This window comes from Arthrobacter psychrochitiniphilus, assembly GCF_003185915.1.
GTDB classification, from domain to species: domain Bacteria; phylum Actinomycetota; class Actinomycetes; order Actinomycetales; family Micrococcaceae; genus Specibacter; species Specibacter psychrochitiniphilus.
Genome location: NZ_QHLZ01000014.1, coordinates 13,596 through 38,550, shown reverse-complemented (window position 1 = coordinate 38,550; position 24,955 = coordinate 13,596). Strand labels below are relative to the sequence as shown.

Below are 24,955 nucleotides of genomic sequence, written 5' to 3'. Positions count from 1 at the left end.
TGAATGGAAGAGAAACGGCGACCGGTCGTCGCGGGACGGACCTTGCAACGCCAAATCAACGCCAAATCTGCACTAAACCGTATGCGCCATGATGCGGTCACCATCAGTGACATCATCAGCGAACTGCATCTCTCACGCCCCGCGGCGGGCGACATCGTCGCAGAACTGGTTGAGGACGGCTGGGCAGTGGAGTCGACCCCGGACAGCCCCTCGCTGATGGGGCGTCCAGCCAAGACTTACCAGTTCAATACCAATCAGGGATTCATCATGGGCGTGGACGTTGGCGCACACACCTTGCGGATCCAAATTTGCAATCTCAACGGGCAGCCACTGGCCGAACATGAAGCCTCACTTGCCCCGACTCAGAGCAGGGACGAAAGGCTCGAGACGACCTTTCGTGAAATCGACACGCTACTGCAAGGAATGGATATTCCACCGGCAGCGATTTGGTCAATCGGGGTCGCCAGCCCCGGGGTCCTGCGTGAAGGAACCGTCACATTCTACGGTGGTCCAGACATGCCTGGCTGGGTTGGCACCGACCTCGCCGCCGCCTTTGAACAAAAGTATGACACCGCGGTCCAGGTCGAGGGCGACAGCGCTTTGGGCGCCCTCGGTGAGGTCTGGCAGTCAAACAGCCCGGTCGATGAGGATCTCGTCTTCATCCTCGCCGGCTATCGCGTCGGCCTTGGCATAGTCATGGACGGACGTCTAGTGCGAGGATACCGGGGAGCCGCAGGTCTCATCGGCGAGATGCCGGAGCTTGGCTGGTCGCGGCTGGATAGCTATCCAGATATCAAGACCATGCTGGACACCGAGGGTGACATCCAGGAGCAAACCGACCTTGATAAATATTGCAGTGACCTGGCGCTCGGTATCCGGGCGATTGCGCTGACTCTCGATCCCAGGATCATTGTCATTGGCGGCGGCATTGGGCAGGGCGGCCCAGCAATCATTCGCCGCCTCACTGAAAATCTGGCAGGGAAGTTGGTCTCCGACCCCATTCTGCGAACTTCTGAGCTGGGAGATCGTGGCGTTCTCCACGGAGCCGTCAAGCTAGCACTTATCGACATCGACCAGACCGTCTTCGATGTGGACATCCCAGCCAGCAAAGCCCGATAGCCGCCGAAGCCGGGACCAATGCCTGCTGAGGTTCAACTCGATGAGTTCAGTTGGCATTGCCGCGAGCATGCCTCCGAGCAAGACCAACCTTGACGCGCCACGCACGGAGGAGGAACGTCGAAGTTAGCCACGCTGTTCCAGGCCTGTCTCGACCACAGCGGGGCGGAGGAGGCCTGTCATCATGCCCAGAACCAATGCCCGATACGGCTGGATCCCGGATCTCCCGGACCAGCGTGACTACCACTTTGCGGCGCCGCCGGCTGTTCAGGCCAGCCTGCCGCCGGCTGTGGATCTGCGTCCCAACTGCCCTCCCGTCTACGATCAGGGCCAGCTCGGATCCTGCACCGGAAACGGCGTCGCAGGGGTGCTGCAGTTTGACGCCATGAAGGAGGGCCAAGCTGACACCTCCACCCCGTCACGGTTGTTCATTTACTACAACGAAAGGGTCATGGAGGGCACCGTGGATTCAGATTCGGGCGCCCAGATCCGTGATGGCATCAAGACCGTGGCCAGCACCGGGGCGTGCGATGAAACTCTCTGGCCCTACGACATCACAAAGTTCGCTAAGAAGCCTTCGGCCAAGTGCTACGCCGCTGCCAAAGACGACCGTGCCATCAGCTACTCTCGCGTCAGCCAGTCATTGAGCAATATGAAGGGATGCCTAGCGGCCGGATTCCCCATCGTGTTCGGCTTCACCGTCTACGACAGTTTCGAAAGTGCCGAGGTAGCCAGTACGGGAGTGGTGCCCATGCCTGCAAGCAGCGAGAGCGTCCTGGGCGGGCACTGCGTGGTGGCGGTGGGCTACGACGACGCCAGCCAGCGCTTCACCATCCGCAATTCATGGGGTACCGGATGGGGCATGGCCGGGTACGCCACCATGCCCTACGCGTACCTGCTCAACCATTCGCTGGCCAGCGATTTCTGGTCCGTGAGGTCCACATCTTAAGAGCCACCGCAGTGAGAGCCAGCGCCGCTGTAGCCGGGAGAATACCGGCCATGGTTCCGGCGAGGTTGCGTCCAGCCTCGCCGGAAAGGCTATGCCTGTGCGCGGCGACCGCACCCAGCAGCTTAGTTTTCCTGCTCCAAATGCTCGAGCAGTTCAGCTTCTGCCCGGTCTAGGTAAATTCGCAGCGCGTGAGCAGCCTCCTCGCGCTTGTTGTCCTGCAATAGCGTCACGAGTGTGCCATTGAGTTCCACGTAGTGTGAATGGAAGTCCGGAGCATCGCTCATGGCATGGAACACCAAGCGCATTTGTGCCAACACGCGGGTCATTAATTCCTGCAGGCGTTCGCTACCGGTGGCCCGCACCAACTCCTCATGAAAGCGCTGGTTGGCATCGGCCATGGCCGCAATGTCACCGTCTGCGAGCGCAGCCCGGGCATCAACCACCACGTCCGCCAACGCCGCAACGTTTAATTGTTGGCCCCAGAGGACAGCTGCCGGTTCGATCATGCGCCGCACACCGTAGATTTCCTTCACGCCCGCGACGCCGGGGGACGCCACAAAGACGCCGCGGTTAGGGATGCGGGTGATGATCAGCTCATGATCAAGCACTGTAAAGGCCTCACGCAAGGTATTGCGGGATACGCCCAATGCTTCGGAGAGCGCTAGTTCAGAAAGCTTGGCCCCCGGAAGTAACTGGCCTTCCGCGATGCGGGCGCGGATCACGGAAGTTACCCAGGCGCCGGTGTGCGCGTGGGTAGACCCCTCTGCGAGGGGCTGGGCTGAAAATAACGCGTTCATTGGCATCGTCCCAATCTAATCCAACCCCGTCCCCAACCACGCACCACCAAGTGTTAAGCGATGGTTCCGAGAATATCGCCACGGGAAATGGCAACACCAGGTTGCTGGTCGCCACGGGTAAATGCCCCTGCCTTGTGCGCCACGATGTTCGATTCCATCTTCATCGCCTCCAGTACCGCCACGATGTCACCCTCAGCCACCACCGCACCGTCCTCGAGGACCCATTTGATCAAATTCCCATTCATCGGTGCGCTCAGCGCGGCTTCATCGGTGGCCGCAGCAATATTTTCAACCGCAGCATCCCGTGCTGTGCCACTTGCGCCATGACGGATGGACTCAACTAGTGAAGCTGGCAGGCCAACGTTCATGGCCTTGCCGTCAATCTCGATGGTGAGGCTTTCGCGTTCGGAGCCCGGTTGGGCGGCGGCGATTTCCGGGCTGGAGGCCAGCTCTTGCGCAAACTCGGATTCGATCCACGTGGTGTAGACCCCGTAGCGCTCGTCGTTGGCGAAGTCGCCATGGCGCACCACGGCACGGTGAAACGGCAACACGCTGGGGACACCGGTGATGACCATTTCATCCAGCGCCACCTTAGCCCGGCGCAGCGCCTGGGCGCGGGTGTCACCGGTGACGATCAGCTTGGCCATCAGCGAGTCATAGTGTGAGGGGACCACAGATCTGGTCCGCACCCCGGAGTCCACTCGGATACCCGAACCGGTGGGTGCCTCAAAAGCGGTGATACGGCCCGGGCCGGGCAGGAAGCCCCGGGCAGGATCTTCAGCGTTGATACGGAATTCGAAGGCGTGGCCCACCGGTGCAGGGTCTTCGGTGAAGGAGAGCGGCAGTCCCGCGGCAACACGAAATTGCTCGGCTACGAGGTCCACTCCGGTGGTTTCCTCGGTGACCGGGTGCTCAACCTGCAGCCTGGTATTGACCTCCAAGAAGGAAATCAGTCCATCCGGTGCCACCAAATATTCCACGGTGCCGGCGCCATGATATCCGGCCTCACGGCAGATGGCCTTGGCCGAGGAATGGATGGAGGCGCGCTGTTCCTCGCTCAGGAACGGGGCCGGCGCCTCCTCGACGAGCTTCTGGTTGCGTCGCTGCAGTGAGCAATCGCGGGTGCCCACCACCACCACGTTGCCGTGCGTGTCAGCCAGTACCTGGGCTTCTACATGGCGTGGCTTTTCAAGGAAGCGTTCCACAAAGCATTCCCCGCGACCAAACGCCAAGGTGGCCTCACGGACCGCCGATTCAAAGGCGTTGTCAATCTCCTCGAAGCTACGCACCACCTTGATGCCGCGGCCACCGCCGCCGAAGGCGGCCTTGATGGCCACCGGCATACCGAATTCTTCTGCGAAGGCGCGGACCTCAGCGCCCGATGCTACGGGGCCATCGGTGCCCGGGACCAGCGGAGCTCCGGCGCGTACCGCGATTTCACGGGCAGTGACCTTGTTACCCAACAACCGAATGGCCTCCGGGGTGGGCCCAATCCAGCTCAACCCGGCGTCGATGACGGCCTGGGCAAAGTCAGCATTTTCGGAGAGGAACCCGTATCCCGGGTGCACCGCATCGGCACCGCAGCGTGCAGCGATGTCAAGGATCTTGGGGATGTTCAGGTACGTCTGTGCACCCGTGGAACCGTTGAGTGCGTACGCTTCATCGGCCCGGCGCACGTGGAGCGCATCGGCGTCGGGATCCGCATATACGGCCACAGAAACCATTGAAGCGTCGGCACAGGCGCGGGCAATGCGGACGGCGATTTCCCCGCGGTTGGCGATCAATACTTTTTTCATGCGTGGATTCCTTCATCGGGGCGGGCCTGAATGGGGGCGTGCAGATCGGTCAAAACAAAACGGATAGCGGCACCAGGGGGCAACTGAGCGGCCGCGGGCAGGTCCTCGGCAATGACTCCGGCAATGACCGGATACCCGCCGGTCACCGGATGATCTGCCAAGAAAAGAACCGGCAGGCCCGAGGGCGGGACCTGCAGAGCACCAGCCGCGACGCCCTCCGAGGCCAGTTCGCCGGTGCGGGTGCGCTCCAGTGCTGTGGCGTTAGCCCCAAGCGCCAGACGAATGCCGACGCGGTTGGATTCGGCCGAGACGCTCCAGATTTGTCCTGTCAGCCGGGCAAGCCCCGAAGCATCAAACCAGTCATCGCGGGGGCCAGGACTGATCCTTAAAGTGTAGATACCCTGCGCGTCGGGCACGGGGAGCGTTGAGGATTCCGGGTTGCCAACAATGTGGGCACCGTGGATGGCTCCAACGGGCAGCTTGGTGCCGCGAGCCAGCGGATCCGGACCAATGCCAGACATGGAATCGGTGGAGCGTGAGCCAAGCACCCGAGGCACATCGATGCCACCGCGAACGGCAAGATAGCTGCGTAAGCCGTTGCCTGCAGGGGTGAGCCTGAGGGTTTCACCATCGAGCAAAGCAAAAGGAGTATCCATGGAAAGTTCGCGTGCACCGTGGAAGTCATCTCCATCCACCGGATCCACCGTGATGGTTGCGCTAGCACCAGAAACAGCCAGGACCACATCGCCCTGAGCACGCAGGCTCAGCGAACCCATGAGATTTTCGATGACGGCGCACTGGGGCGCGTTGCCCACCAGTCGGTTGGCCTGGGCTGCTGAGCGAGTATCGGCTGATCCCGCAGCGGAGACACCCAGATCCCCCAGCCCAGGACGGCCCAGATCCTGGATAAGGGATTGCGGACCCGGGTCCAAGATTTCAAGCAGGTTAGTCCCGGCCGGTAGTGCCGGTGCATGGGTGTTGGCTGGCACCGGGGACACCTGCAGAGCCTCACGGCTCGGGACGAAGCGCACCCGGTCCTGAGGGCGGATCAATGCTGGTTTTTCACGGTCAAGATCCCATAGCACTGCGTCGGTGTGGCCGATCAGTTGCCAGCCGCCGGGTGATTGGCGTGGGTAGACGGCCGAGGAATTCCCGGCCAGTGCCACGGCCCCGGAGGGGACCACCTTGCGCGGAGTGGAACGGCGTGGCACGTTGAGCAGCTGATTTTCACCCATGAGATAGGTGAAGCCCGGCGCGAACCCGCTGAAGGCCGCCCGCCATATCTGTTGCGTATGCGCGTTGATGACGGCTTCGATGCTCAATCCGGTCAGCCCGGCGACCTCGGCAAGATCTTCGCCGTCGTAGTGCACGGGTATTTCAACGAGCGAACCGGTGTTGAATCCCGCGGCGCCAAGTTCCAAGGCCAACACCGCGGTAGCGATTTTTTCTGCGCTCGCCGTGGAATCTGCCTTGATAAAGAGAGTGCTTGCCGCGGCTAAGACGTCGATCTGACCCGGCAGCGGGTTAGCGCTCAGCAATGCGGCCAGGGCCAGTACCGAATCGAGGTCCGAAAGCTCAACGAGCACCGCCTTGGAACCTGCGAAGCGCGTGGCCAGGATGCTCATACGAAGCTCTTGATGCTGACGCCCGCGTTTTCTAGGCCTGCGCGCACCGCCGTGGCCATGTCCACGGCCCCTGCGGTGTCCCCATGCATGCAGATGCTCTCAACGTTCATCGGAATCACCGAACCATCGATGGCCACGATTTTCGCCTCGGTGACCAGACGGACCATGTTTTCGGTGACCTGTCCGGCGTCGTGCAGTACCGCATTTGCTTCCCGGCGTGAGACCAGGGTGCCGTCGGGGTTGTAGTTCCTGTCGGCGAATGCCTCGGCGACAGGCCGCAGTCCAGCCGCCGCAGCCTTGGTGAGAGCAACCGAGCCGGGCAGCAAGAGCACAGGCAGGTCTGAACCGAAGGCGCGGATAGCATCAACCACGGCCTGGGCGTGGGCTTCGTGATGGACGATGGTGTTGTAAAGCGCGCCGTGGGGCTTGACATATTTAATGCCCGCTCCGGCGGCCCGCGCCAGCGCCTCGAGGGCACCGAGCTGATAGAGCACGTCGTCGGCGAGCTCGGTGGGGGAACAATCAAGGAAGCGGCGGCCGAAGCCGGCCAGGTCCCGGTATCCCACGTGCGCTCCAATGGTGACACCCGCGGCAACCGCGTCGCGGCAGGTCTGAGCAATGACGCTGGGATCTCCCGCATGGAATCCGCAAGCAACATTTGCTGAGGAAACAGGTACGAATATTGCCGCGTCATTCCCCATGGTCCAATTGCCGAAGGATTCTCCGACGTCAGCGTTCAAGTCGATGTATGGCATTTGTGACCCCGGTCTCGCGAATTGGTTAGTTCTAAGGATGCACCATGAATCCAGATTGTTCAACAATCTGTGATTGCGTGATTTCTGGCTTTGTAGGGCTTCGTTCGGTGCCTAGGAACGGCTAGGGCACCAGGTAGCGGCTGTCCCTGGCATCGGTGATGAGCATGTGCCCTGGGGCGTGCCCGATGGCCAATGCCGGACGTGATTCCATGACCGCGGCCTGAGGCGTGACTCCGCAGGCCCAGAACACCGGGATATGCCCGGCCGGGACGTGGACCGCATCGCCAAAATCGGGCTTGGAAAGATCCATAATGCCCAACTCTTCGGGATTGCCAATGTGCACCGGCGCCCCGTGCACGGCCGGGTAGCGCGAGGTGATGCGTACGGCGTCGGACACTTGGGAGGCGGGGATGGGGCGCATGGAGACCACCATGGGCCCGGACATGGAACCAGCACAGGCGCTGCGGATGTTGGACTTGAACATGGGCACGTTCACGCCCGCATCGATGTGGGCGATGGAGATTCCGGCCTCCATCAAGGCTGTCTCAAACGTGAACGAGCAGCCCACTATGAACGTCACCAAATCATCGCGCCAGTACTCGCTCAGATCAGTGGGTTCGGCAATCTTGACGCCATTCTCATAAACGCAGTACTGCGAGACGTCCGTACGGATGTCTCCACCTGCCAGCAGCTCCCCGCTGGTCTCCCCCGCGTCCAACACGCCCAGGATAGGGCAGGATTTGGGGTTGCGTTGGGCAAAAAGCAGCACGTCGAAGGCCTGGTCCTTGGGCACAATGATCAGATTTGCCTGCGCGTAGCCCCGCGAGAACCCTGCCGTGGGTCCAACCAGGCCGTTGCGGAAGAGTTCCCGTGCCTGCGCCGGTGACAACTCGGCCCGATTTTCCGGTAGCGAAGCGTTGCGGTCAATTGCGGTCATGGCGTGACGGTTCCTTTCAAAAGTTCCCAAAGAGGGCTGCCCGGATGGGACCCTAATGCTTAGACCCAGAGCTTGGCTAGGCCGGCCAGCGAGTTCCAACCCAAGAACAAGGTGAGTAACCAGGTAGCCACACCAATGATCAGCAACCACTTCGGATACGCGTAACCCTGCAGGAGGTCCCTACGGCGCCAACCGGCCCAGAGCAGGATTGCGAAGCCGAACGGCAGAATCAGGCCGTTGAAGGCGCCCGCGAAGATCAGCAGCGTCTGCGGGGCCTGGCCCAAGAAGAGGTAGATGACCGCGCAGACGGCAATGAAGGCGACAGTGATGAGGTTACGGGTGCGCTCAGGTGTGCTGGACTTGGTGATGAACGAAACCGAGGTGTAGGCGGCACCAATCACCGAGGTCAGGGCGGCGGCCCAGAGAATCACACCGAAGGAGCGGATACCAATATCGCCAGCCGCGTGGCCAAAGGCCTCTGCCGCCTTGTTGTCGCTGGTCAGCACCGCGCTACCGGCAACTACGCCAAGGATGGCCATGAAAAGCAGCACGCGCATGATGCCCGTGACAATGATGCTCAAGATTGAGGTCCGTGTGATGTCCTTGACGTTCTCCACACCGGCGGCGCCTGAGTCCACCATGCGGTGCGCACCGGCGTAGGTGATGTAACCACCCACGGTGCCACCGATCAACGTGGTGATGATGAGGAAGTTAATATTCTCCGGAGCCACAGCGTTCTTCAGCGCTTCACCTACGGGAGGCGCCGCAACTATGGCCACATAAAGCATTAGCAAAATCATGATGGCACCGAGCATCACCACGATCTTGTCCAAAGCCATACCCGCACGCTTGGAGAGGAAAATGAGGATGGCGACGGCTGCGGAAATGATCCCACCAATCTTGGGATCCAGCCCCAGCATGGCGTTCATGCCCAGCCCGGTTCCGGCGATATTACCGATGTTGAAAACCATCCCACCGATGAAGACGAGGGCTGCAAGCACCCAGCCGGCACCCGGCAGGACCTTATTGCCAATTTCTTGGGCGCGCAGTCCCGAGACGCCAATGATACGCCAGACGTTTAGCTGAACGGCGATGTCCACCAGGATGGACACCACAATGGCGAAGGCGAAGGAGGCGCCGATCTGGACCGTGAATTCAGTGGTCTGAGTAATGAATCCAGGACCGATTGCGCTGGTGGCCATGAGGAACATGGCACCGAGCATTGCCGTGCGTCGTGCAGAAGTGCTGAGCTTCGGTTTTGCAGTGGTAGTAGCCATGATTCCATCCGTTAAGTTGCGGGTGACTGCCGTCACAATAAGGAGTGATGAGAAGTACACTACAGGTTGTTGAACAATCTGAGCAACAGGTTGTTGAACAATCTTGTACTTCTTGACTGCTTCACCGCTGCTAATCCCCGGGCTCGGCCACACGCTCACCACTTTGCGATCGTCTCACTCACATGCTCAGGACACCCTCCCCCACGCCGCTTCCGTGAGAAGCTGAAGCCAATGACAATCACAGAGCAGTACCTTCGGGCCTATGATCAGCAGCTGCGCACCGATGCGGAAACCCCCAGCGCCATCGACGTCACCCTTGAGGGCCCGCTGCGGCTTGTCACGTTCGACGGCGGCCGTGGCTTCATCACTTATCAGGACTTGGGTGGGGCGGACGCAGGAGAAATCGCAGTCCTCGTCGCCACCGCGATAGCCCACTTCCAAGCGGACGCGCGCATCACCGAGGTTGAGTGGAAAACTCGCGGCCATGACCACGCCCCCGGCTTGCATGAAGCGCTGCTAGCCAATGGCTTCACCCCTGATGAGGCTGAATCCATCATGGTGGGCCCGCTGGAGGGGTTGGCCCGTGCTGTGCCCCTGCCCGACGGCGTGAGCCTGCGGAAAGTGTTCTCCGACGCCGATGTGCGTGCCATGTCCGTTATGGCCGATGAAGCCTTTGGGGGCCCTGCCAGCCCGCGTCAGGCCGACTCCCTGATGGCCCGGCTGGCCCGCAATGACGGCATGGAGCTGTGGGTGGCAGAAAGCCAAGGCCAAATGGTCAGCGCTGGCCGGCTGGAACCTGTGCCCAACTCAGATTTTGCCGGGATCTGGGGCGGGGCAACGCTCAAAGAATTCAGAGGACGTGGGATTTACCGGGCCCTGACCGCAGCCCGCGCCCACTCGGCCTTGGCCGCAGGGAAGTTGCTGGCGCATAGCGATTCCACGGAGGATTCGCGCCCCATCCTGGAACGCTCCGGGCTGCTCAAAGTCTCCACCACCACTCCGTACAGATGGAAGCGCTGATCCGCACCCTTCCCGTCACGGTTCCTCGCCGGCCATTTCCTTGATCCATGCCGGCGTCACCTGGTTTAGCCGAAGGTCCAGGCTAACTTTCAGCCAGGCGGCTTCCACGGCAACCTCGTGAGGTGGTTCCACGATGGACGGGGCTGCCGCGGTCGGTGCAGCTGTAGCCCGTGCAGCTATAGCGCGTGCAGCGTCGGCCAGGGGCCGCTCCACGGCAGCTTCAAGGACCCTCAGCTCCCCGGCCCCGAGCCATTTCTGGGCAGCCAAGACTCTTAGCAGGCGCAGACCGGCCTTTTGTTTTTCCGGAATCGGGCTGAAGGAGGCATCCAGTGCCCACTGGGCCTGCCCCCACCAGCGCGAAAGCCGGGCCGTCGTGTAGCCGCTGCGGATGGTTATCCCCGCTGGCACAATCCCCACGGCCACCATAGTCGAGGCGATCACGGGCGCCACTGCCGCCAGCCATTCCCACCACCCCGGCCAACCCATGCCATCACCAGTCAGTTCCAAAAGGCTCATGCCTCATGTTACGGCCGTCGGTACCCAGCAGCCCCGGCCGGCCACTAAAGCCTTCCCCGCCATGCGCAGCGCGAACCACCACGAACCCGCCCCCCCATCTGGGATGTGGGCTGAGAAAATTGTTCCAGGACACCTGAAGCTGCAATTAACACGGGGGTGGCCGTACCCATGGCGTAAATGAGGCCTGGACAGCGCAGCCTCACGAATGTGAGAACACATTGTGAGAGCATGCCCACATGACTGTAACGACTGATGCAACTGTTCATTCTTGGCCACCTCGATGATGTGGGCATCAGTGGGGCCGTGTAGGTCTCCCGAGGCTGGCAACACATCGGGGCCATAATTGTCGATGCAGTCCTGCAGCGGCGACTCCTTGCGGAGGGTATTGCGGAAGGTCAAGCACGTAGGGCCGTAAACGCTGGATTATTTCGACATCTTGACAGGGCTGTCTACTGGTGTTTTCCGTCGACATCCGCATCAAGCGTTGGGTTATTGATGCTGGAATTCTTGATTTGTTGTACTCACATATTTCAAACGTTATCCATGAGGCTGGGCGCACCCGGGGCTGGCGGCCGGGCGATCTTGACGCCGCCATGTGGAACGTCTAAGTCTCCAACGCAAAATGGCCCACCGGTGCCGCTGAATCTGGATACTTACTCATCCTGATCCAGCAGCCCCGGCCGGCCACCACCCTTTTGTCTTACTGCTCCTGCATTGGGATACGCACCCCACGCTCAGCGGCCACCTCTACGGCACGCTCGTAGCCGGCGTCGGCGTGGCGGATAACGCCCATACCGGGATCATTGGTCAGCAGCCGGGCAAGCTTTTCCCCCGCAAGCGCGGTCCCGTCAGCCACGGAGACCTGGCCGGCGTGGATGGAACGGCCAATGCCTACGCCACCGCCGTGATGGATGGAAACCCAAGTGGCACCGGAGGCGGTGTTGAGCATGGCGTTCAACAACGGCCAGTCGGCAATAGCGTCGGACCCGTCCTTCATGGACTCAGTCTCGCGGTACGGAGAAGCAACGGAACCGGAATCCAAGTGGTCGCGGCCAATAACAATCGGTGCGGACACCTTACCGGAGGCAACGAGTTCGTTGAACAGCACACCAGCCTTGGCACGTTCGCCATAGCCCAGCCAGCAAATACGTGCCGGCAGGCCCTCAAATTCAACGTGTTCCGCAGCGGCGTTGAGCCAGCGGTGCAGGTGCGCATTCTCCGGGAACAGTTCCTTCAGCGCCTCATCGGTCACACGAATATCTTCGGGATCTCCGGAGAGCGCCACCCAGCGGAACGGGCCCATACCTTCGCAGAACAGCGGGCGGATGTAGGCCGGGACAAAGCCGGGGAACTCGAACGCCCGGTTGTAGCCACCCTTGCGAGCCTCGTCACGGATGGAGTTGCCGTAATCAAACACTTCAGCTCCGGCATCCTGGAATTCCACCATGGCCTGGACGTGGCGGGCCATGGCGTTCTGGGACTTCTTGGTGAAGCCCTCTTCGTCATTGGCTGCCTCGGTGTGCCATTCTTCCACCGTGTATTCGGTGGGCAGGTAGGAGAGCGGATCGTGGGCGCTGGTCTGGTCCGTGACAATGTCAACCGTGAATTCGCCAGCCTGGTGGCGGCGCAGAATTTCCGGGAAGATTTCTGCCGCGTTGCCAACAATGCCCACGCTCAGGGCGCGCTTCTCGGCTTTGGCGGCCAGAACCTTCTCGAGGGCCACGTCGAGATCTGTTTCAACCTCGTCCAAGTAGCGCTTGCCGGCACGGCGGCGTAGTCGCTCTTCAGAAACGTCAACGATCAGGCAGGCGCCACCGTTCAAGGTGACTGCCAGTGGCTGGGCGCCGCCCATGCCTCCGCAGCCGCCGGTCAGGGTCAGCGTGCCGGCGAGGGTGCCGCCGAAGCGCTTCTCGCCAATGGCGGCGAAGGTTTCAAAGGTGCCCTGCAGAATGCCCTGGGTACCAATATAGATCCATGAGCCGGCGGTCATCTGGCCGTACATCATCAGGCCTTCAGCCTCGAGCTTGCGGAATTCGGGCCATGTGGCCCAGTCCCCCACCAGGTTCGAGTTGGCCAGCAATACGCGCGGCGCCCAGACGTTGGTGCGGAACACCCCAACCGGCTTGCCCGACTGCACCAGAAGGGTCTCGTCGTCGTCGAGGGTCTTCAGCGTGGCAACAATCGCGTCATAGGCTTCCCAAGAACGGGCCGCTCGGCCTGTGCCGCCGTACACAACCAGGTCCTCAGGCCGCTCAGCAACCTCCGGATCCAGGTTGTTCATGAGCATGCGAAGGGGCGCCTCGGTCTGCCATGATTTGGCGCTCAGCTCGGTGCCGCGGTCAGCGCGGATGGTGCGGGAGGGGTCATGCATCGTTGCCATGAGAGATTCCTTAGCTATTAGTACATTGGTGGCCGGGAAGCTCCGGCGAAAGTTTCTATGTTTCTATACAACCTCTGCTCGCCCCACATTCATAGGTCCCAGTCGCGCTAGGCGTCTGTGATCCAAGACAACGAGACTTCTGGGAAGCACGACGCCGGCAGCTCACCCGCCGCGTCCGCCTCGCCGCTGCGCGGGGAGAGCAAAGGGGTAGCTGGGACCACCAGAACGTGTGTCTGATGGCCACAACTACCCCTTGGAAGTGGCATAACTGCAAAGAGGCTTCCGCTAGTTACACGGGCAGCCTCTGACGTAGCGCCACCGGAGAGCTGCGCGTATTTTTACGCGAGCTACACGCATCGGTTTAACGTACCTCTGGCCCTTGCGGCGCAGACGCACTCACTAGACGAACGCAGCAATGCCGGTGATCGCGCGGCCGGCAACCAAGGTGTTGATCTCGTAGGTGCCCTCATACGTGTAGATGGCCTCGGCGTCGCAGAAGATCTTGGCCATCTCATAGTCCACGGACACACCGTTGCCGCCCAGAACTCCGCGGCCCAAGGCCACGGTTTCGCGCATGCACTTGGTCACGAACGCCTTCGCCATGGCTGAATGCTCGTTGCGGGTGGTGCCCTCATCCTCCATTTGCGCCAACCGGACCATCATGCCCATGGAAGCCTGCGCATTGGAGAGCATGGTAACTAGTTGCTCCTGGATGAGCTGGAAGCTGGCAATCGGCTTGCCAAACTGCGTGCGCTCCACCGCGTACCGGCGCGCCACATCAAACGCTGCCATCTGGATGCCCACGGCCTGCCAACCCACGGTTGCCCGCGTGGTCTTGAGTACCTTGTTCGTGTCACGGAAGCTGTTGGCGCCGGCCAGCTTATTAAAGTCAGGCACCACCACGTCCTTCAGGACAATATCGGCATTCTGGACCGCACGCAGGGCAATGCGATTCTCTATCAGGGTTGCGCTGAAACCTTCCCGAGAGGTCTCAACAAGGAAGCCCTTGACCTGCTCGTCAGCAACGTCCTTGGCCCAAATAATGACGTAGTCGGAGAAGGTGGAGTTGCCAATCCAGCGCTTTTCACCATTCAGTACCCAGGAGTCCCCCTCCCGCACGGCAGTTGTGGTGGTGCCCCCGGCAACGTCGGAGCCGGCGTTGGGCTCGGTGATGGCAAAGACTCCGGTCTTCCTCAGTGCATAAATATCTGGCAGCCAAGCGGCCTGCTGCTCCTCGGAGGCGAGCAGTTCAATGGAACCGGTGAAGAGTCCGTCATGTCCGCTGAAGAAGGTACCGAAGGAAGCATCCACGCGGTGAATCGCGGCCGTAATCATGCCGGCCAGAAGGTGTGAATAACCTTGGCGGCGCACGGGGCTGATCATGTCCAGCTCGGCGACCTTGGGGATCAAGTGAACGGGGAATTCGCTGCGGCTCCACTGGTCACGGGCGATGGGGCGAACGTTGGCTTCCATCCAGTCCCGGATTTCATTTAGGCGGGCCAGTTCATCGGCAGGCAGCAGGCTTTCGAAGCCGAAGAAGTCGCCGTCAGGATAGGGAAGGATGGCAGCCTCCACTCCGGCGTCTGCGGCAGCGGTAGACGCAGGAGACGCGGAAGTTGCAGCAGCTGTTGAAGCAGCATTGGATGTTGCAGTCAAGGGAATTCTCCTTCAATGGTTGGTTATTGGCCGGTCAGCCTTGCGGGGCTGATAGAGCGCACCTCCGCGCCGCCGGCACATCGCGGCGTAACTTGAACATAGCCCGAGAAGTACCCCAAAAATGCCCCAGATCACAGAAATAGGTCCTTAGTCTCGGAACACAGACGGCTTCAGTGAAGCACGTCACTGACCCGTGGTCTTTCGTGCTCAGATGGATTAAAGAAAATTCGGGGGACCCAAACCTATTCCAACGGAGGAATGACATGTCAAGGATTCAAACCGTACGAAAGAGTGGGCCGGCCATCGAACGCCGATCCATTGACTTCGTACCAGCCCGGGAGCGCCACGGCAAACCCTTTGGCCAGTTCACCCTCTGGTTTGGGGCGAACATGCAGATCACGGCGATCGTCACCGGCGCCCTCGCCGTCATCTTCGGGTCTACCGCATTTTGGGGCATCATCGGCTTGCTGATCGGAAACGTGCTCGGTGGCACCGTCATGGCATTGCACGCCGCTCAGGGCCCCAAGTTGGGCATGCCACAGATGATTTCCAGCCGCGCCCAGTTCGGTGTCTTCGGCGCCGTCATTCCGCTGATCCTGGTCATCGTCATGTACCTAGGCTTCGCAGCCACCGGCGCGGTCCTGGCCGGCCAGGCAGTGAATCAGATCATTCCCACCGGTAACCCCGCAGTGGGCGTCATCATCTTTGGTGCCTTGACGGTTCTGGTAGCCACGCTGGGCTACAAGTACATCCACATGCTGGGCCGCATCTCCACGATCGTGGGCATCATTGGCTTTAGCTACCTGGCCATCCAGCTTTTCTTGAAGCACGACGTCGGCTCCGTCATGGGCGTGAGTGGCTTCACCGTCACCACGTTCCTGCTCTCAATTTCCCTCAGTGCCGGCTGGCAGCTGACCTACGGGCCCTACGTTGCGGACTACTCCCGCTACTTGCCCGCTAACACCCCCGCCGGCAAGACGTTCTTTGCCTGCATGTCCGGTGCCGTCTTGGGCGCCCAGTGGTCCATGACTCTTGGGGCCATGTTCGCAGCAATCGCCATGCCTGCAGGCAAGGGCTTCCTTGATAACCAAGTGGCCTTCGTTGGTGACCTTGCAGGTGGCGGAGCCATCGCTGTCCTGATGTACATCGTGATTGTGGTGGGCAAGCTAACGGTCAACACGCTCAACGCTTACGGCGGCTATATGACCATCCTGACTTCGGTCAGCGCCTTCACCCGTCAACTGCGCTTCGCTCCTTGGGTCCGCTTTGCCTACGTCATCGGCTTCATCTCCGTCTCCGTGATCATTGCCCTGGTGGCATCGGATGACTTCATCTCTAACTTCAAAAACTTCGTGCTGCTGTTGCTGATGGTGTTCATCCCTTGGAGTTCCATCAACCTCGTTGACTTCTACTTCTCCTCGAAGGAAAAGGTTGATGTCCCTGCCCTCTACGACCCCAAGGGCCGCTACGGCGCGTGGAACGTCCCCGCACTGCTGACCTACCTGCTGGGCGTCCTGGTGCAGATCCCGTTCCTGGCCCAGACCCTGTATACCGGTCCCATCACGCCGCTACTGGGCGGCGCGGACATTTCCTGGATTGTGGGCTTGATTGTCACGGCAGCGGTCTACTACCCAGTGGCCAAGCGCTTCAACCACCCGCCGGCAGAGATGATCTACCCCGCCGACGACTCCGACGTCACAGCCAGCGTCTAAACCAGCGCCATCTGGCACCACCCGGGCCACACCGCAAGGAGCGTTCAGTGTCACATGCAACATCCCTTCCATCTCTGCCTGTTCCACGGGATGTGGTGGCCTCGCTGCCGGTTTATTCCAAGGCCGGCGGCGCGCTCGCTCCCTTGTGGCGCGCCTCCTCCAATGAATCGTTCTTGACTCCCTCCCCGGCGGTGCTGGCCGCGATTGGTTCCGCGGCCCAGCACTGCCAGCAGTACCCCACCATTGACGGTGATCCCCTGATCAAGGCACTGAGCCAGCAACTCGGCATTGCCCAAGACCTCTTGGTGACCGGCGGCGGTTCGCTCGCCGTGCTTCAGCAATTGCTGACCGCTTTTGCCGGGCCGGGCAAAGACGTGGTTTTTGCCTGGCGGAGCTACGAGGCATACCCCATTTTGGTTCGCCTCACCGGAGCCCTAGATGTTCAGGTCCCGCTGACCGCCAACCATCGGCACGATCTACCTGCCATGGCCCATGCAGTCACCGATTCCACCGCCGCCATAATCTTGTGCAGCCCCAACAATCCCACCGGAACAGTGCTGGGCAGCCAGGAACTGGAAGAGTTCTTGGCGAGCATCCCCGCCCATGTGCTGGTCGTCCTTGACCAGGCCTATCTGGAATTCACGGACGACGCCGAAACCTCCTTCCAGCACAGCCTCACTTTGAGAGTCAAGTACCCAAATCTTGTCCTGTTGCGCACCTTTTCGAAGGCGTACGGTCTGGCCGGACTGCGTGCCGGCTTCCTGGTTGCTCATCCGGACATTTCCCGTCACGTCCGTGCCGTTTCACCGCCCTTTGGCTTGAATGCCGTCGCCGAGTCAGCCTCCGTTGCCGCACTGGCTGATACGGAAGCCCTAGCGGCAAATATCGCAACGGTTCGTGCGGGCCGCAGCAACCTTCAGGCGCAGCTGGCCGCTCGCGGCATCGATGTTCCTGCCAGTGGCGGGAACTTCCTTTGGCTGCCAGTGGGCGATGCATCGGCCGCACTAGAAGGGGCGTGCCTGGCCGAAAGCGTCAGTGTGCGCTGTTTTCCTGGCGAGGGTGTGCGCGTCAGCGTTGGCTCCCGCCAAGCCGAAGCCGCGGTACTGAGCGGCGTTGACAGGTGGCAGCGAAGCTAGTTGAGTTTAGTCACTGGCAGTACGCTCTGGCGGTACATACCCCGCCGCTCGTTGAGCGTAGGCATTTATCGCCGGCGGCCCACCCACATGCCGTGCAGCAATGCCAGCACTGACGCTCCCATCAGTACACTGCCCAGCACTATGTCCTCAGACCGCACCAGCGCACCGGCTATGAGCAGTGCTCCAAAAACCACTAACGAACCCAGCCGGCGCGTTAAATCAAGCAATCTGGCATTCTGGCGTTCCAACCGGGGGTTCGTCACCGGCAGCGAGCCTTCTTCAATTCGTGAGAGAAACCCGTCCACGCGCCGGGGCAAGCGCAGCGTCAGGCTCACCGCCTCAACGGCTTGAGCCGCGGCGTCCTTGATGAAATTACCGCCCTCCTCCCGCAACAGTTGAGCGGCAAAGGGTTCCACGGAATCCCATAGATTGTACTTAGCATCCAAGGAGCTACACACCCCTGAGGTCAGTGACATGGCCCGGATGATGAGCAGGAAATTCTCCGGCAGCTGGAATGGCAGTGAGCGCACCACATCACCGAACTCCTCTGAGAAATCAACAAAATCCCGGGGGTCAACTTCCCGAAGTTCGGCAAATCCCATCCCACCAAACCGTGCGAACAGCTGCGTCAGCGCCCGTTCCAGCTCACCAGTGTCCGCCGAAGGCACCAGCACACCCACGTCATTGATTGCCGCAACGAGGCCCTTGCCGTCGCGAGCAGCGGCCGCAATCAACAACTTGCGCAGACCGCTTCGGGTCTTGGGCGTGACCTCCCCCATCATGCCAAAATCAATGAAGGTCAATTCCCAGCGTGGCTCCGTTTCAGAGGCCGTGCCTGCGCCCGCTCCGGATTCAACGGCGGGGGTGATAAAGATATTGCCGGGGTGCGGGTCAGCATGGAAGAACCCGCTCGTGAACAACTGCTCGAACATGACACTGGCAAATACCGAGGCCACCTGCGCCGGATCTATACCCGCCGCACGCAGAGCCAACGCATCCGTTATTTTGATCGCCGTTACGTCCTCGAGTGTGAGCACTCGGCGTGTACAGCGTTCCCACACCACCGCGGGTACTCCCACGCGAGGATCCTGGGCAAAGTCGGCAGCGAAGCGTTCTGCACTAGCCGCCTCGTGCAGATAATCGATCTCCTCAAGGCTGGCCTGCGCAAATTCCTCCATCAGTGCTGGCATGTCAACGCGGCTGGAGACAATCCGGATCCTACTGAGCCAGCGCCCTACCCGGCGCAGTGCCGCAAGGTCCACAGCAACAATCTCACCAATGCCGGGGCGCTGAACTTTCAGCACCACGTTCTGGAGTCCGGTGCGCTGGGCATCGTCGGAACGGAGCTGGGCACGGTGCGCCTGTCCCAGGGATGCCGCGGCTACCGGTACCTCGTCAACGTAGACAAAGATGTCCTCCAGCGGCGCACCCAGCTCAGCCTCGGCCAGCCTGCGGATCTGCGCAAACGCAACAGCCGGGACTTCGTCTTGGAGCCCTTCTAGCTCGGCAGTGAGCTCAGGAGGCAGCACATCTAGTCTGGAGGACATAAACTGACCTACCTTGATCATCAAGCCACCCAGGTTCAGCGCGAGCGTGCGGAAGCGCTGGGCAAAGCGCTTCATGCGCGCCGGGCGCGTGCGCGCAGAGATGCTGCCCAGCCCAATGCGGGGCAGGAACAGTTCAAACCACCACGTCACCAACAGGTGCCAGGCGGCAAAGCGCAGGATGCGCCGGTAGCGAGCGCGGGCAGCCCCCGCACTCACTACCGTTTCTGCCGGGTCTCGATGCTCCGACGCCACCCTTCTCAGCCTTGGGCGAGGATAGTGTAGAGCCGCCGCCGCGCCTCATCGAGGACTTCGACAGCCTCTTGAACTTGCTTTTTGTTCCCTGTCCGCCCTACCTGAGCGGCAGCCTGGGCAAGCTCCATACCAGCCTTGGGTAGCGCAGCAAATCCGCCAGATCCAGGGGCCGTTGAGTCCCACGGCGCTGCTGCATCACTGCCTTGGACCTCTTCCCGCCCAGCCTCAGTGAGCGAGTAGATCTTGCGCCCATTGGATTCCTCGGCCGCGATGGTGCCCTCATCAGCCAAGAGCTGCAAGGTGGGGTAAACGGAGCCAGCGCTGGGCTTCCAGTTACCACCGCTGCGTTCCTCAATTTCCCGGATGATCTGGTAGCCGTGCATGGGTTCCTCGGCGAGCAGTGCCAGTACGGCCGCCCGTACCTCGCCGCGGCCAGCCCGGGTTCCGGGGCGCTTTTCAAACCGTGAACGCAATTCTTCAACTGCTTGCCAGACACCATCAATATTGGCGCCGCCGAACCCACCGACTGGGAATGAGTTATGCATTTTGCTCTCCTCAAATAATTTTTGAACGATACACGAACGATAGTTAACGATATACCCGCAAGACTGTCGAAAACAATGGCTTCGAAGGAGAATTTATAGTTGCGTGGTCCGCCAGCTGCGCGCCGAGCGCATTAAATATTGGGGCGTAGCCGCCGGGAGATTTCCCTTGCACACCGGTTCACCTCGGGCAGCCACTGCGTTTTTAGATCTTCTAGCTGGACCGCGCGCTCCTGAATCACTCCCTCAAGGGCATTTTTGGCCGCCGCTGCCGGGCTCAACGCGGGACGGTTGGACACGGTCAAAGTCACGCTGGCTAGGGCATGGCCGCTGCGGTCAAGAACAGGAACAGCCAAGCTGGAGAAACCGTTCGTTACCTCGTCCTCTTCCCAGGAAAATCCTCTTTCCCGAACCAAGGCCAATAGCTCCTTGAGCGCCTGAACCGAATGCACACCGTTTTCATAGCGTTGGGGGAAGGCTTCAGGCCCCGGATAGAGGGCGTCCAACTGCTCCGCTGGCATGGTGGCCAACATGGCGCGCCCACTTGCGGTCAGGTGGGCGGGAAGCCTGACACCCGGATTGGTCACAAGCGTGGCTTGCCGCTTTGCCCGCTCCTCAATGACGTAGATAACTTCACGCCCATGCATCACTGCAAGGTGCGCCGTGCGTCTACTGCGCTCAACCAGTTGGGCCATGGGGAAGCGGGCCAGGCGCTGCAACGGAACTTGGCGGGAGTAGCCCGTACCCAATTCATGCGCGGTCACACCCAGCGCATACTTGCGCTCTTCGGGCAGGTGCACCACAAAGCCGTCATCTATCAGCGCTGACAGCAGATGGTAGGTGGTTGAGCGGGGCAGCTCCACGTCCCGGGCAATTGACGCGGCCCCCACGGGTCCGGCTTGCGATGCGATATAGCGCAACATAGCCAACACGTTCCTGGCTGCGGGCACTTGGGGTAAATTCACAGAACTCATACGACCATTGTATTCCGCGTAAGTCTGTGATTACAGACGTACAGCGGGCCAGTTAATTGTTTTGCGTCCCCTTTCAATGCTGTGATGGAAGTAACTTGCGCCCTAGACCCGGGCCCAGCAACCTTCTAAGGACCATATCTGCGATGATCACTTCCGCCAGCCCCGAGCCCCTCCCCGCCGCACTGAACCGTCCCGGATCCCTTCAAGGCCTGCGAGTGCTGGATCTTTCCCGGGTCCTGGCGGGACCGTTCTGCGCCATGATCTTGGCCGATCTGGGCGCTGAAGTCATCAAGGTGGAGAGCCCGGACGGCGACGACTCCCGCCATTTTGGTCCCTGGTACAACGGCGAATCGGCTTACTACCGCCTGTTCAACCGCAGCAAGTACGGCATCACCATGGACCTGAAGGTTGCACAGGAACGTGAGCGCCTGCTCGCCTTGGTGAGGCGCTCCGACATCGTCATTGAAAACTTCCGGCCCGGCGTCATGGACAGGTTGGGGCTCTCCGCGGCAAGTCTGATGGTGGAAAACCCCAGACTCGTCATTGTCAGCATCTCCGGTTTTGGGCAAGATGGGCCACTCAAAAATGCGCCGGCCTATGACCTGATCGCCCAAGCCATGAGCGGGCTCATGTCCATCACCGGCCTGCGCGGCGGGGATCCAACCCGAGTTGGTATCAGCATTGGTGACATAGTTCCGGGCCTCTACGGGGCTATTGCGGCCCTTGCTGCCATCAATGAACGGCACAACACCGGCCGGGGCCAGCACATCGACGTGGCCATGCTGGACAGCCTGGTTTCCGTCCTGGAATCGGTGGGCATGCGGGCCTTACACGGCGAAGAACCGGTGGCCTGCGGCAACGACCACGCCATGTCCACCCCGTTTAGCACCTACCAAACCGGCCGCGGCTCCATCGCCATCGCCATCGCGGGAGATCGTCTGTTCCCCCGGCTGACAGAGGCGCTGAATCGTTCCGAGTGGCTCGAGGATGAACGTTTCAACGAACAAACCCGCCGCAACGAATTCCCTGTTGAATTCCGGGCGGCACTGGAAGAAGCACTGCAGCCCTTCACGGACGACGAGGCACTGGAACTGCTCGCGGCCCACCATGTTCCGGTCTCCAAGGTGCACACCGTCAATGAGGCCCTCAGCAGCGAACATGCTGCACACCGCGGCAATGTGGCCATAGAGTCGGACGGTTTCAAGACACTGGCTTCACCGCTGCGGCTGACCGGTTCAGTTGCGCCCTCCCCCGCCCCGACGCTTGGCCAGCACAACGGTTTGCTCGGCAACTGGATCGAAGGACCCGAGCGCACTGGCCTCTAGGGAAGCTACAAGCTCTAGAAAAGCTATAAGGCCCGCAGCGCGGCGCCACAGCCTCCGGGTTCGTGGCGCTGCGCCAAGCCGTTAGGCTTGGATCATGCGTTTTTTTGCGTCTTCTGCCCTGCGTACCGCCACCATTGCCGCTTCTGCCTTGCTCGTACTCACGGCGTGCACCCCAGCGGTGACCATCGATTTAGCGCCCGATGCCAACAATCCGGCCTGTGCGCCCATGATGGTGGCTCTGCCTGATTCACTTGCCGACGCGAAGCGCCGCACCACCTCCAGCCAATCGACAGCGGCATGGGGTGAACCTGCCGCGGTGCTTCTGCGGTGCGGCGTACAGGTACCCGGCCCCACCACTGACAGGTGCGTCACCGTCAATGGTGTGGACTGGGTCATCAAGGAGGGTGAGGACACGTGGACGTTCACCACCTATGGCCGAAACCCCGCGACAGAAGTGATCCTGGGAGATAACAAGGTCCCCTCGGACACCGTGCTGACCCAGATCTCGGCGGCAGCAGCAAAGATTCCGGCTACCGGCGGATGTGTGGGCCTTGGCGACTCAGCCACCCAGCAGTAACCGGAGAGTAACAGCACTCCGGTGCTGGCCGGATAAGGGCGGAAATTTGGCTTGAGTCCTTAGCGCAACCCGGAGTTATCCAGGTGTAGGACCAAAGCGTCCGAGGCGAGGGCATCAGCGATAGTCAAAATGGCGCCGTCCGTCCTTGATGGCAATGGACTGGCCATCAACGCTTGGTCCGGTCCCCACAGTGGCAAGCGTAGAGGAAAGCACGTTGGCACCTCGAAACTCTCTGAGCCCCAGCGTCATGGCGGCCAAGGTCTTGGCGCCCAATCCCTCATCGGTGCAGACAGTTCAACACGCTTTCAAGCATTTCAACCACCAGCGGCACGTCACCAAACGCCATGGCCGCATTGATCTTGGCCTCACCGAACCCGGCAATATTATCCTCAGGGTCACGCATGATTGAGATCATGACAATGTTCTTGCGGTCTCCTTGAATGTGCACCCACATCTTGGTGTCGGAGGCGCTGATCAGACGCTGACCCTTCTTCGGCCATCTCCACGGAATCCGCGCGGCTCTCGCTGCTCAGCAATAAGATGTTCAACGCCTTCGACGCCGGCCCCTCCTGGGCCTTGACAGGCGGGTGGCCTCATATGAGAAGGCATCGCTGATCTACTTTGACTGGCTGTTGGAGCTGTTGGCTAGATGCACCACGAATGCTCCGCTAAGAATGGCTGTCACGAGGAACAGCCCCAAGAAAAACCAGGGGTACATTGCGTCGAGCTTTCCGGCTTTTACCGGTAGGCAGGGGAATCTTAGCGTCATCATTCATGCACGCAATTTTGCCACGCCCACACACAAACACCGGACCGGACCCGCACACAGCGAGTCTTTCCGGACCCCGCAAATGGTCAGCGTCTCAGGAAGCCAAGGCTTTGGCAGCTAGTTTCCACAAGGACGTGACTTCCTGTGACCGGGCGGCAAAGAAGGGGTCAGCGGTATCCATGGATCGCGGGTGCCGTGCCGGCGTGTCAAGCTTCTCCAGCACTTGCAGGCCGCCAGCATCAATCCATCCCAGCAGCTCCTCCCGGGAACGCAGACCCAGGTGTTCGGCCAGGTCCGAGATGATGAGCCACCCTTCACCTTCGGGCTCCAGATGCTTGGCCAAACCGGCCAAGAATGCCTTGAGCATACGACTCTTGGGATCGTAGACAGCGTGGTCCAGCACGGAGTTGGCTGTGCCGGGGAGCCAAGGCGGGTTGCACACCACCAAGGGTGCTTTCCCTTCCGGGAACATGCTCATTTGGACGGCCTCGAAGGAATCTGAGAAGCCAAGATCAGCCACGTTCTCTTGCGCGCAGGCGATTGCTGGAGCTTCAGTGTCAGTACCCACTACTTTTTTCACCCCGCGTTTGGCGAGGATGGCAGCCAACACGCCGGTGCCTGTGCCAATGTCGAAGGCCAGTTCCTTTGAGGGCAGGCCAGCAGAGTTTACAAGAGCTAAATACTCACTTCGGATGGGGGCAAAAGTGCCGTAATGAGGACGGATCACAGCATCGAGTTCCTGCACAAACAATCCGTTGCGCCGCCATTCCAAAGCACCGATGGAACCCAGCACATCCTGCAACGGAGCCACAGCGGTCTCCTCCACGGGACCTGCTGCCAAGAGCCACGCCTGGCTGACATCCGGGGCGCGGCGCAATGCCACGGCGGGGCCGGAAGCCAGCGGCACCAGCACGCGCCCAAGCATCTTGGCCCTTTGTGTCCGTCCCTGGCGGTAGCGGTAGAACGCTTGGGCCACTGATTCGCCGTCGAGCCTTGAAAAAACAGGCAGCCGGCGGGCCATGGCCGAAAGAAGCTGGCGGGCATTGTGGTAATCGCCCAGCCAAAGCAAAGCTGTCCCCTGTGCAGCGAGCCGGTAGGCCTCATCCGCGGTGAGAGAATCATCCACAGCCAGCACTTTTTTGGGCATGGCTGCCCCACTGGCGCTCACCCACAGTGCGCTCTGTTCGGCGCCGTTGTGGGTCCACCGAATAATGTTCGGCTGCTGTACGGGCTCAGTACTCATGGGGAAGGCTCCTAGAATGTTGCCTGCGCCAAGATGTGCGTGGTGTGCTGAGGC

22 protein-coding genes are annotated in these 24,955 nt (G+C 60.9%); 8 read left to right on the top strand and 14 right to left on the bottom strand.

Annotated features, from left to right (window positions below; all coding sequences use genetic code 11):
• Positions 1-3: 3 nt before the first annotated feature.
• Complete coding sequence (locus tag CVS29_RS16350; RefSeq protein WP_110107451.1) at positions 4-1,119, top strand: ROK family protein; 1,116 nt, start codon at positions 4-6, stop codon at positions 1,117-1,119.
• A gap of 181 nt (positions 1,120-1,300) precedes the next feature.
• Positions 1,301-2,065 carry a C1 family peptidase gene (locus tag CVS29_RS16345; protein WP_110107449.1) on the top strand — a complete coding sequence of 255 codons (765 nt, stop codon included), beginning with the start codon at positions 1,301-1,303 and terminating at the stop codon, positions 2,063-2,065.
• Between the two features lie 122 nt (positions 2,066-2,187).
• Here the strand turns inward: CVS29_RS16345 and CVS29_RS16340 are convergent, their stop codons facing one another.
• From CVS29_RS16340 to CVS29_RS16315, 6 genes are all read right to left on the bottom strand, one after another.
• A complete protein-coding gene (locus CVS29_RS16340) occupies positions 2,188-2,862 on the bottom strand; it encodes a GntR family transcriptional regulator (protein WP_110107447.1) in 675 nt (224 codons plus the stop codon).
• 53 nt (positions 2,863-2,915) lie between these two features.
• On the bottom strand, positions 2,916-4,658 hold the full coding sequence (locus tag CVS29_RS16335; protein ID WP_110107446.1) for an ATP-binding protein: 1,743 nt from the start codon (positions 4,656-4,658) through the stop codon (positions 2,916-2,918).
• Positions 4,655-6,283, bottom strand: a complete 1,629-nt coding sequence (locus tag CVS29_RS16330) for a 5-oxoprolinase subunit B/C family protein (protein WP_110107444.1) — start codon at positions 6,281-6,283, stop codon at positions 4,655-4,657. The genes CVS29_RS16335 and CVS29_RS16330 overlap by 4 nt, the downstream gene beginning before the upstream one ends.
• Positions 6,280-7,038 carry a LamB/YcsF family protein gene (locus tag CVS29_RS16325; RefSeq protein ID WP_110107443.1) on the bottom strand — a complete coding sequence of 253 codons (759 nt, stop codon included), beginning with the start codon at positions 7,036-7,038 and terminating at the stop codon, positions 6,280-6,282. Before CVS29_RS16325 ends, CVS29_RS16330 begins: the two co-directional genes overlap by 4 nt.
• 121 nt (positions 7,039-7,159) lie before the next feature.
• The gene (locus tag CVS29_RS16320; protein ID WP_110107441.1) at positions 7,160-7,975 is read right to left on the bottom strand and encodes a putative hydro-lyase; all 816 of its coding nucleotides are present in this window, start codon (positions 7,973-7,975) and stop codon (positions 7,160-7,162) included.
• A 59-nt stretch (positions 7,976-8,034) separates the two neighbouring features.
• Positions 8,035-9,252: an NRAMP family divalent metal transporter gene (locus CVS29_RS16315; RefSeq protein ID WP_245932297.1), complete on the bottom strand. Its 1,218-nt coding sequence runs from the start codon at positions 9,250-9,252 to the stop codon at positions 8,035-8,037.
• Between the two features lie 231 nt (positions 9,253-9,483).
• On the opposite strand from CVS29_RS16315, the gene CVS29_RS16310 reads away from it, so the two are divergent.
• The gene (locus tag CVS29_RS16310; protein WP_110107439.1) at positions 9,484-10,272 is read left to right on the top strand and encodes a GNAT family N-acetyltransferase; all 789 of its coding nucleotides are present in this window, start codon (positions 9,484-9,486) and stop codon (positions 10,270-10,272) included.
• A gap of 15 nt (positions 10,273-10,287) precedes the next feature.
• Here the strand turns inward: CVS29_RS16310 and CVS29_RS16305 are convergent, their stop codons facing one another.
• Entirely contained in the window at positions 10,288-10,788 is a 501-nt protein-coding gene (locus CVS29_RS16305; RefSeq protein ID WP_110107438.1) for a hypothetical protein, read from the bottom strand.
• Positions 10,789-11,243: 455 nt separating this feature from the next.
• On the opposite strand from CVS29_RS16305, the gene CVS29_RS18535 reads away from it, so the two are divergent.
• Positions 11,244-11,396: a hypothetical protein gene (locus tag CVS29_RS18535; protein WP_170121012.1), complete on the top strand. Its 153-nt coding sequence runs from the start codon at positions 11,244-11,246 to the stop codon at positions 11,394-11,396.
• A 92-nt stretch (positions 11,397-11,488) separates the two neighbouring features.
• Here the strand turns inward: CVS29_RS18535 and hutU are convergent, their stop codons facing one another.
• Positions 11,489-13,168, bottom strand: a complete 1,680-nt coding sequence (gene hutU / locus CVS29_RS16300; RefSeq protein WP_110107436.1) for a urocanate hydratase — start codon at positions 13,166-13,168, stop codon at positions 11,489-11,491.
• A 399-nt stretch (positions 13,169-13,567) separates the two neighbouring features.
• A complete protein-coding gene (locus tag CVS29_RS16295; RefSeq protein WP_245932300.1) occupies positions 13,568-14,743 on the bottom strand; it encodes an acyl-CoA dehydrogenase family protein in 1,176 nt (391 codons plus the stop codon).
• Positions 14,744-15,087: 344 nt separating this feature from the next.
• On the opposite strand from CVS29_RS16295, the gene CVS29_RS16290 reads away from it, so the two are divergent.
• Complete coding sequence (locus CVS29_RS16290) at positions 15,088-16,536, top strand: purine-cytosine permease family protein (protein WP_110107432.1); 1,449 nt, start codon at positions 15,088-15,090, stop codon at positions 16,534-16,536.
• Between the two features lie 47 nt (positions 16,537-16,583).
• The gene (locus CVS29_RS16285; RefSeq protein ID WP_110107430.1) at positions 16,584-17,672 is read left to right on the top strand and encodes a histidinol-phosphate transaminase; all 1,089 of its coding nucleotides are present in this window, start codon (positions 16,584-16,586) and stop codon (positions 17,670-17,672) included.
• A gap of 65 nt (positions 17,673-17,737) precedes the next feature.
• Here CVS29_RS16285 and CVS29_RS16280 read toward each other — a convergent pair whose 3' ends face one another.
• From CVS29_RS16280 to CVS29_RS16270, 3 genes are all read right to left on the bottom strand, one after another.
• Positions 17,738-19,471 (bottom strand): ABC1 kinase family protein, encoded by a 1,734-nt coding sequence (locus CVS29_RS16280; RefSeq protein WP_110107428.1) that lies wholly within the window; start codon positions 19,469-19,471, stop codon positions 17,738-17,740.
• Positions 19,472-19,476: 5 nt separating this feature from the next.
• Positions 19,477-20,016: a PadR family transcriptional regulator gene (locus tag CVS29_RS16275; protein ID WP_110107426.1), complete on the bottom strand. Its 540-nt coding sequence runs from the start codon at positions 20,014-20,016 to the stop codon at positions 19,477-19,479.
• A 131-nt stretch (positions 20,017-20,147) separates the two neighbouring features.
• The gene (locus CVS29_RS16270) at positions 20,148-20,987 is read right to left on the bottom strand and encodes an IclR family transcriptional regulator (RefSeq protein WP_211315163.1); all 840 of its coding nucleotides are present in this window, start codon (positions 20,985-20,987) and stop codon (positions 20,148-20,150) included.
• A gap of 143 nt (positions 20,988-21,130) precedes the next feature.
• Here CVS29_RS16270 and CVS29_RS16265 point away from each other — a divergent pair, with 143 nt between their 5' ends.
• Together CVS29_RS16265 and CVS29_RS16260 are read left to right on the top strand one after the other, a co-directional pair.
• Positions 21,131-22,312 (top strand): CaiB/BaiF CoA transferase family protein, encoded by a 1,182-nt coding sequence (locus tag CVS29_RS16265; RefSeq protein ID WP_110107422.1) that lies wholly within the window; start codon positions 21,131-21,133, stop codon positions 22,310-22,312.
• 94 nt (positions 22,313-22,406) lie between these two features.
• The gene (locus CVS29_RS16260) at positions 22,407-22,889 is read left to right on the top strand and encodes a DUF3515 domain-containing protein (protein WP_110107420.1); all 483 of its coding nucleotides are present in this window, start codon (positions 22,407-22,409) and stop codon (positions 22,887-22,889) included.
• Positions 22,890-23,166: 277 nt separating this feature from the next.
• On the opposite strand, the gene CVS29_RS16255 is transcribed toward CVS29_RS16260, so the two are convergent.
• A complete protein-coding gene (locus tag CVS29_RS16255) occupies positions 23,167-23,343 on the bottom strand; it encodes an LCP family glycopolymer transferase (RefSeq protein ID WP_110107419.1) in 177 nt (58 codons plus the stop codon).
• 409 nt (positions 23,344-23,752) lie between these two features.
• Positions 23,753-24,901, bottom strand: a complete 1,149-nt coding sequence (locus tag CVS29_RS16250) for a methyltransferase (protein WP_110107417.1) — start codon at positions 24,899-24,901, stop codon at positions 23,753-23,755.
• Positions 24,902-24,955 lie beyond the last annotated feature (54 nt).

Bases quoted from the DNA above. Each gene is read 5' to 3' on its own strand.
- CVS29_RS16350 (WP_110107451.1), top strand. From the start codon at position 4: ATGGAAGAGAAACGGCGACCGGTCGTCGCGGGACGGACCTTGCAACGC.
- CVS29_RS16345 (WP_110107449.1), top strand. From the start codon at position 1,301: ATGCCCAGAACCAATGCCCGATACGGCTGGATCCCGGATCTCCCGGAC.
- CVS29_RS16340 (WP_110107447.1), bottom strand. From the start codon at position 2,862: ATGAACGCGTTATTTTCAGCCCAGCCCCTCGCAGAGGGGTCTACCCAC.
- CVS29_RS16335 (WP_110107446.1), bottom strand. From the start codon at position 4,658: ATGAAAAAAGTATTGATCGCCAACCGCGGGGAAATCGCCGTCCGCATT.
- CVS29_RS16330 (WP_110107444.1), bottom strand. From the start codon at position 6,283: ATGAGCATCCTGGCCACGCGCTTCGCAGGTTCCAAGGCGGTGCTCGTT.
- CVS29_RS16325 (WP_110107443.1), bottom strand. From the start codon at position 7,038: ATGCCATACATCGACTTGAACGCTGACGTCGGAGAATCCTTCGGCAAT.
- CVS29_RS16320 (WP_110107441.1), bottom strand. From the start codon at position 7,975: ATGACCGCAATTGACCGCAACGCTTCGCTACCGGAAAATCGGGCCGAG.
- CVS29_RS16315 (WP_245932297.1), bottom strand. From the start codon at position 9,252: ATGGCTACTACCACTGCAAAACCGAAGCTCAGCACTTCTGCACGACGC.
- CVS29_RS16310 (WP_110107439.1), top strand. From the start codon at position 9,484: ATGACAATCACAGAGCAGTACCTTCGGGCCTATGATCAGCAGCTGCGC.
- CVS29_RS16305 (WP_110107438.1), bottom strand. From the start codon at position 10,788: ATGAGCCTTTTGGAACTGACTGGTGATGGCATGGGTTGGCCGGGGTGG.
- hutU (WP_110107436.1), bottom strand. From the start codon at position 13,168: ATGGCAACGATGCATGACCCCTCCCGCACCATCCGCGCTGACCGCGGC.
- CVS29_RS16290 (WP_110107432.1), top strand. From the start codon at position 15,088: ATGTCAAGGATTCAAACCGTACGAAAGAGTGGGCCGGCCATCGAACGC.
- CVS29_RS16275 (WP_110107426.1), bottom strand. From the start codon at position 20,016: ATGCATAACTCATTCCCAGTCGGTGGGTTCGGCGGCGCCAATATTGAT.
- CVS29_RS16270 (WP_211315163.1), bottom strand. From the start codon at position 20,987: ATGAGTTCTGTGAATTTACCCCAAGTGCCCGCAGCCAGGAACGTGTTG.
- CVS29_RS16265 (WP_110107422.1), top strand. From the start codon at position 21,131: ATGATCACTTCCGCCAGCCCCGAGCCCCTCCCCGCCGCACTGAACCGT.
- CVS29_RS16260 (WP_110107420.1), top strand. From the start codon at position 22,407: ATGCGTTTTTTTGCGTCTTCTGCCCTGCGTACCGCCACCATTGCCGCT.
- CVS29_RS16255 (WP_110107419.1), bottom strand. From the start codon at position 23,343: ATGTGGGTGCACATTCAAGGAGACCGCAAGAACATTGTCATGATCTCA.
- CVS29_RS16250 (WP_110107417.1), bottom strand. From the start codon at position 24,901: ATGAGTACTGAGCCCGTACAGCAGCCGAACATTATTCGGTGGACCCAC.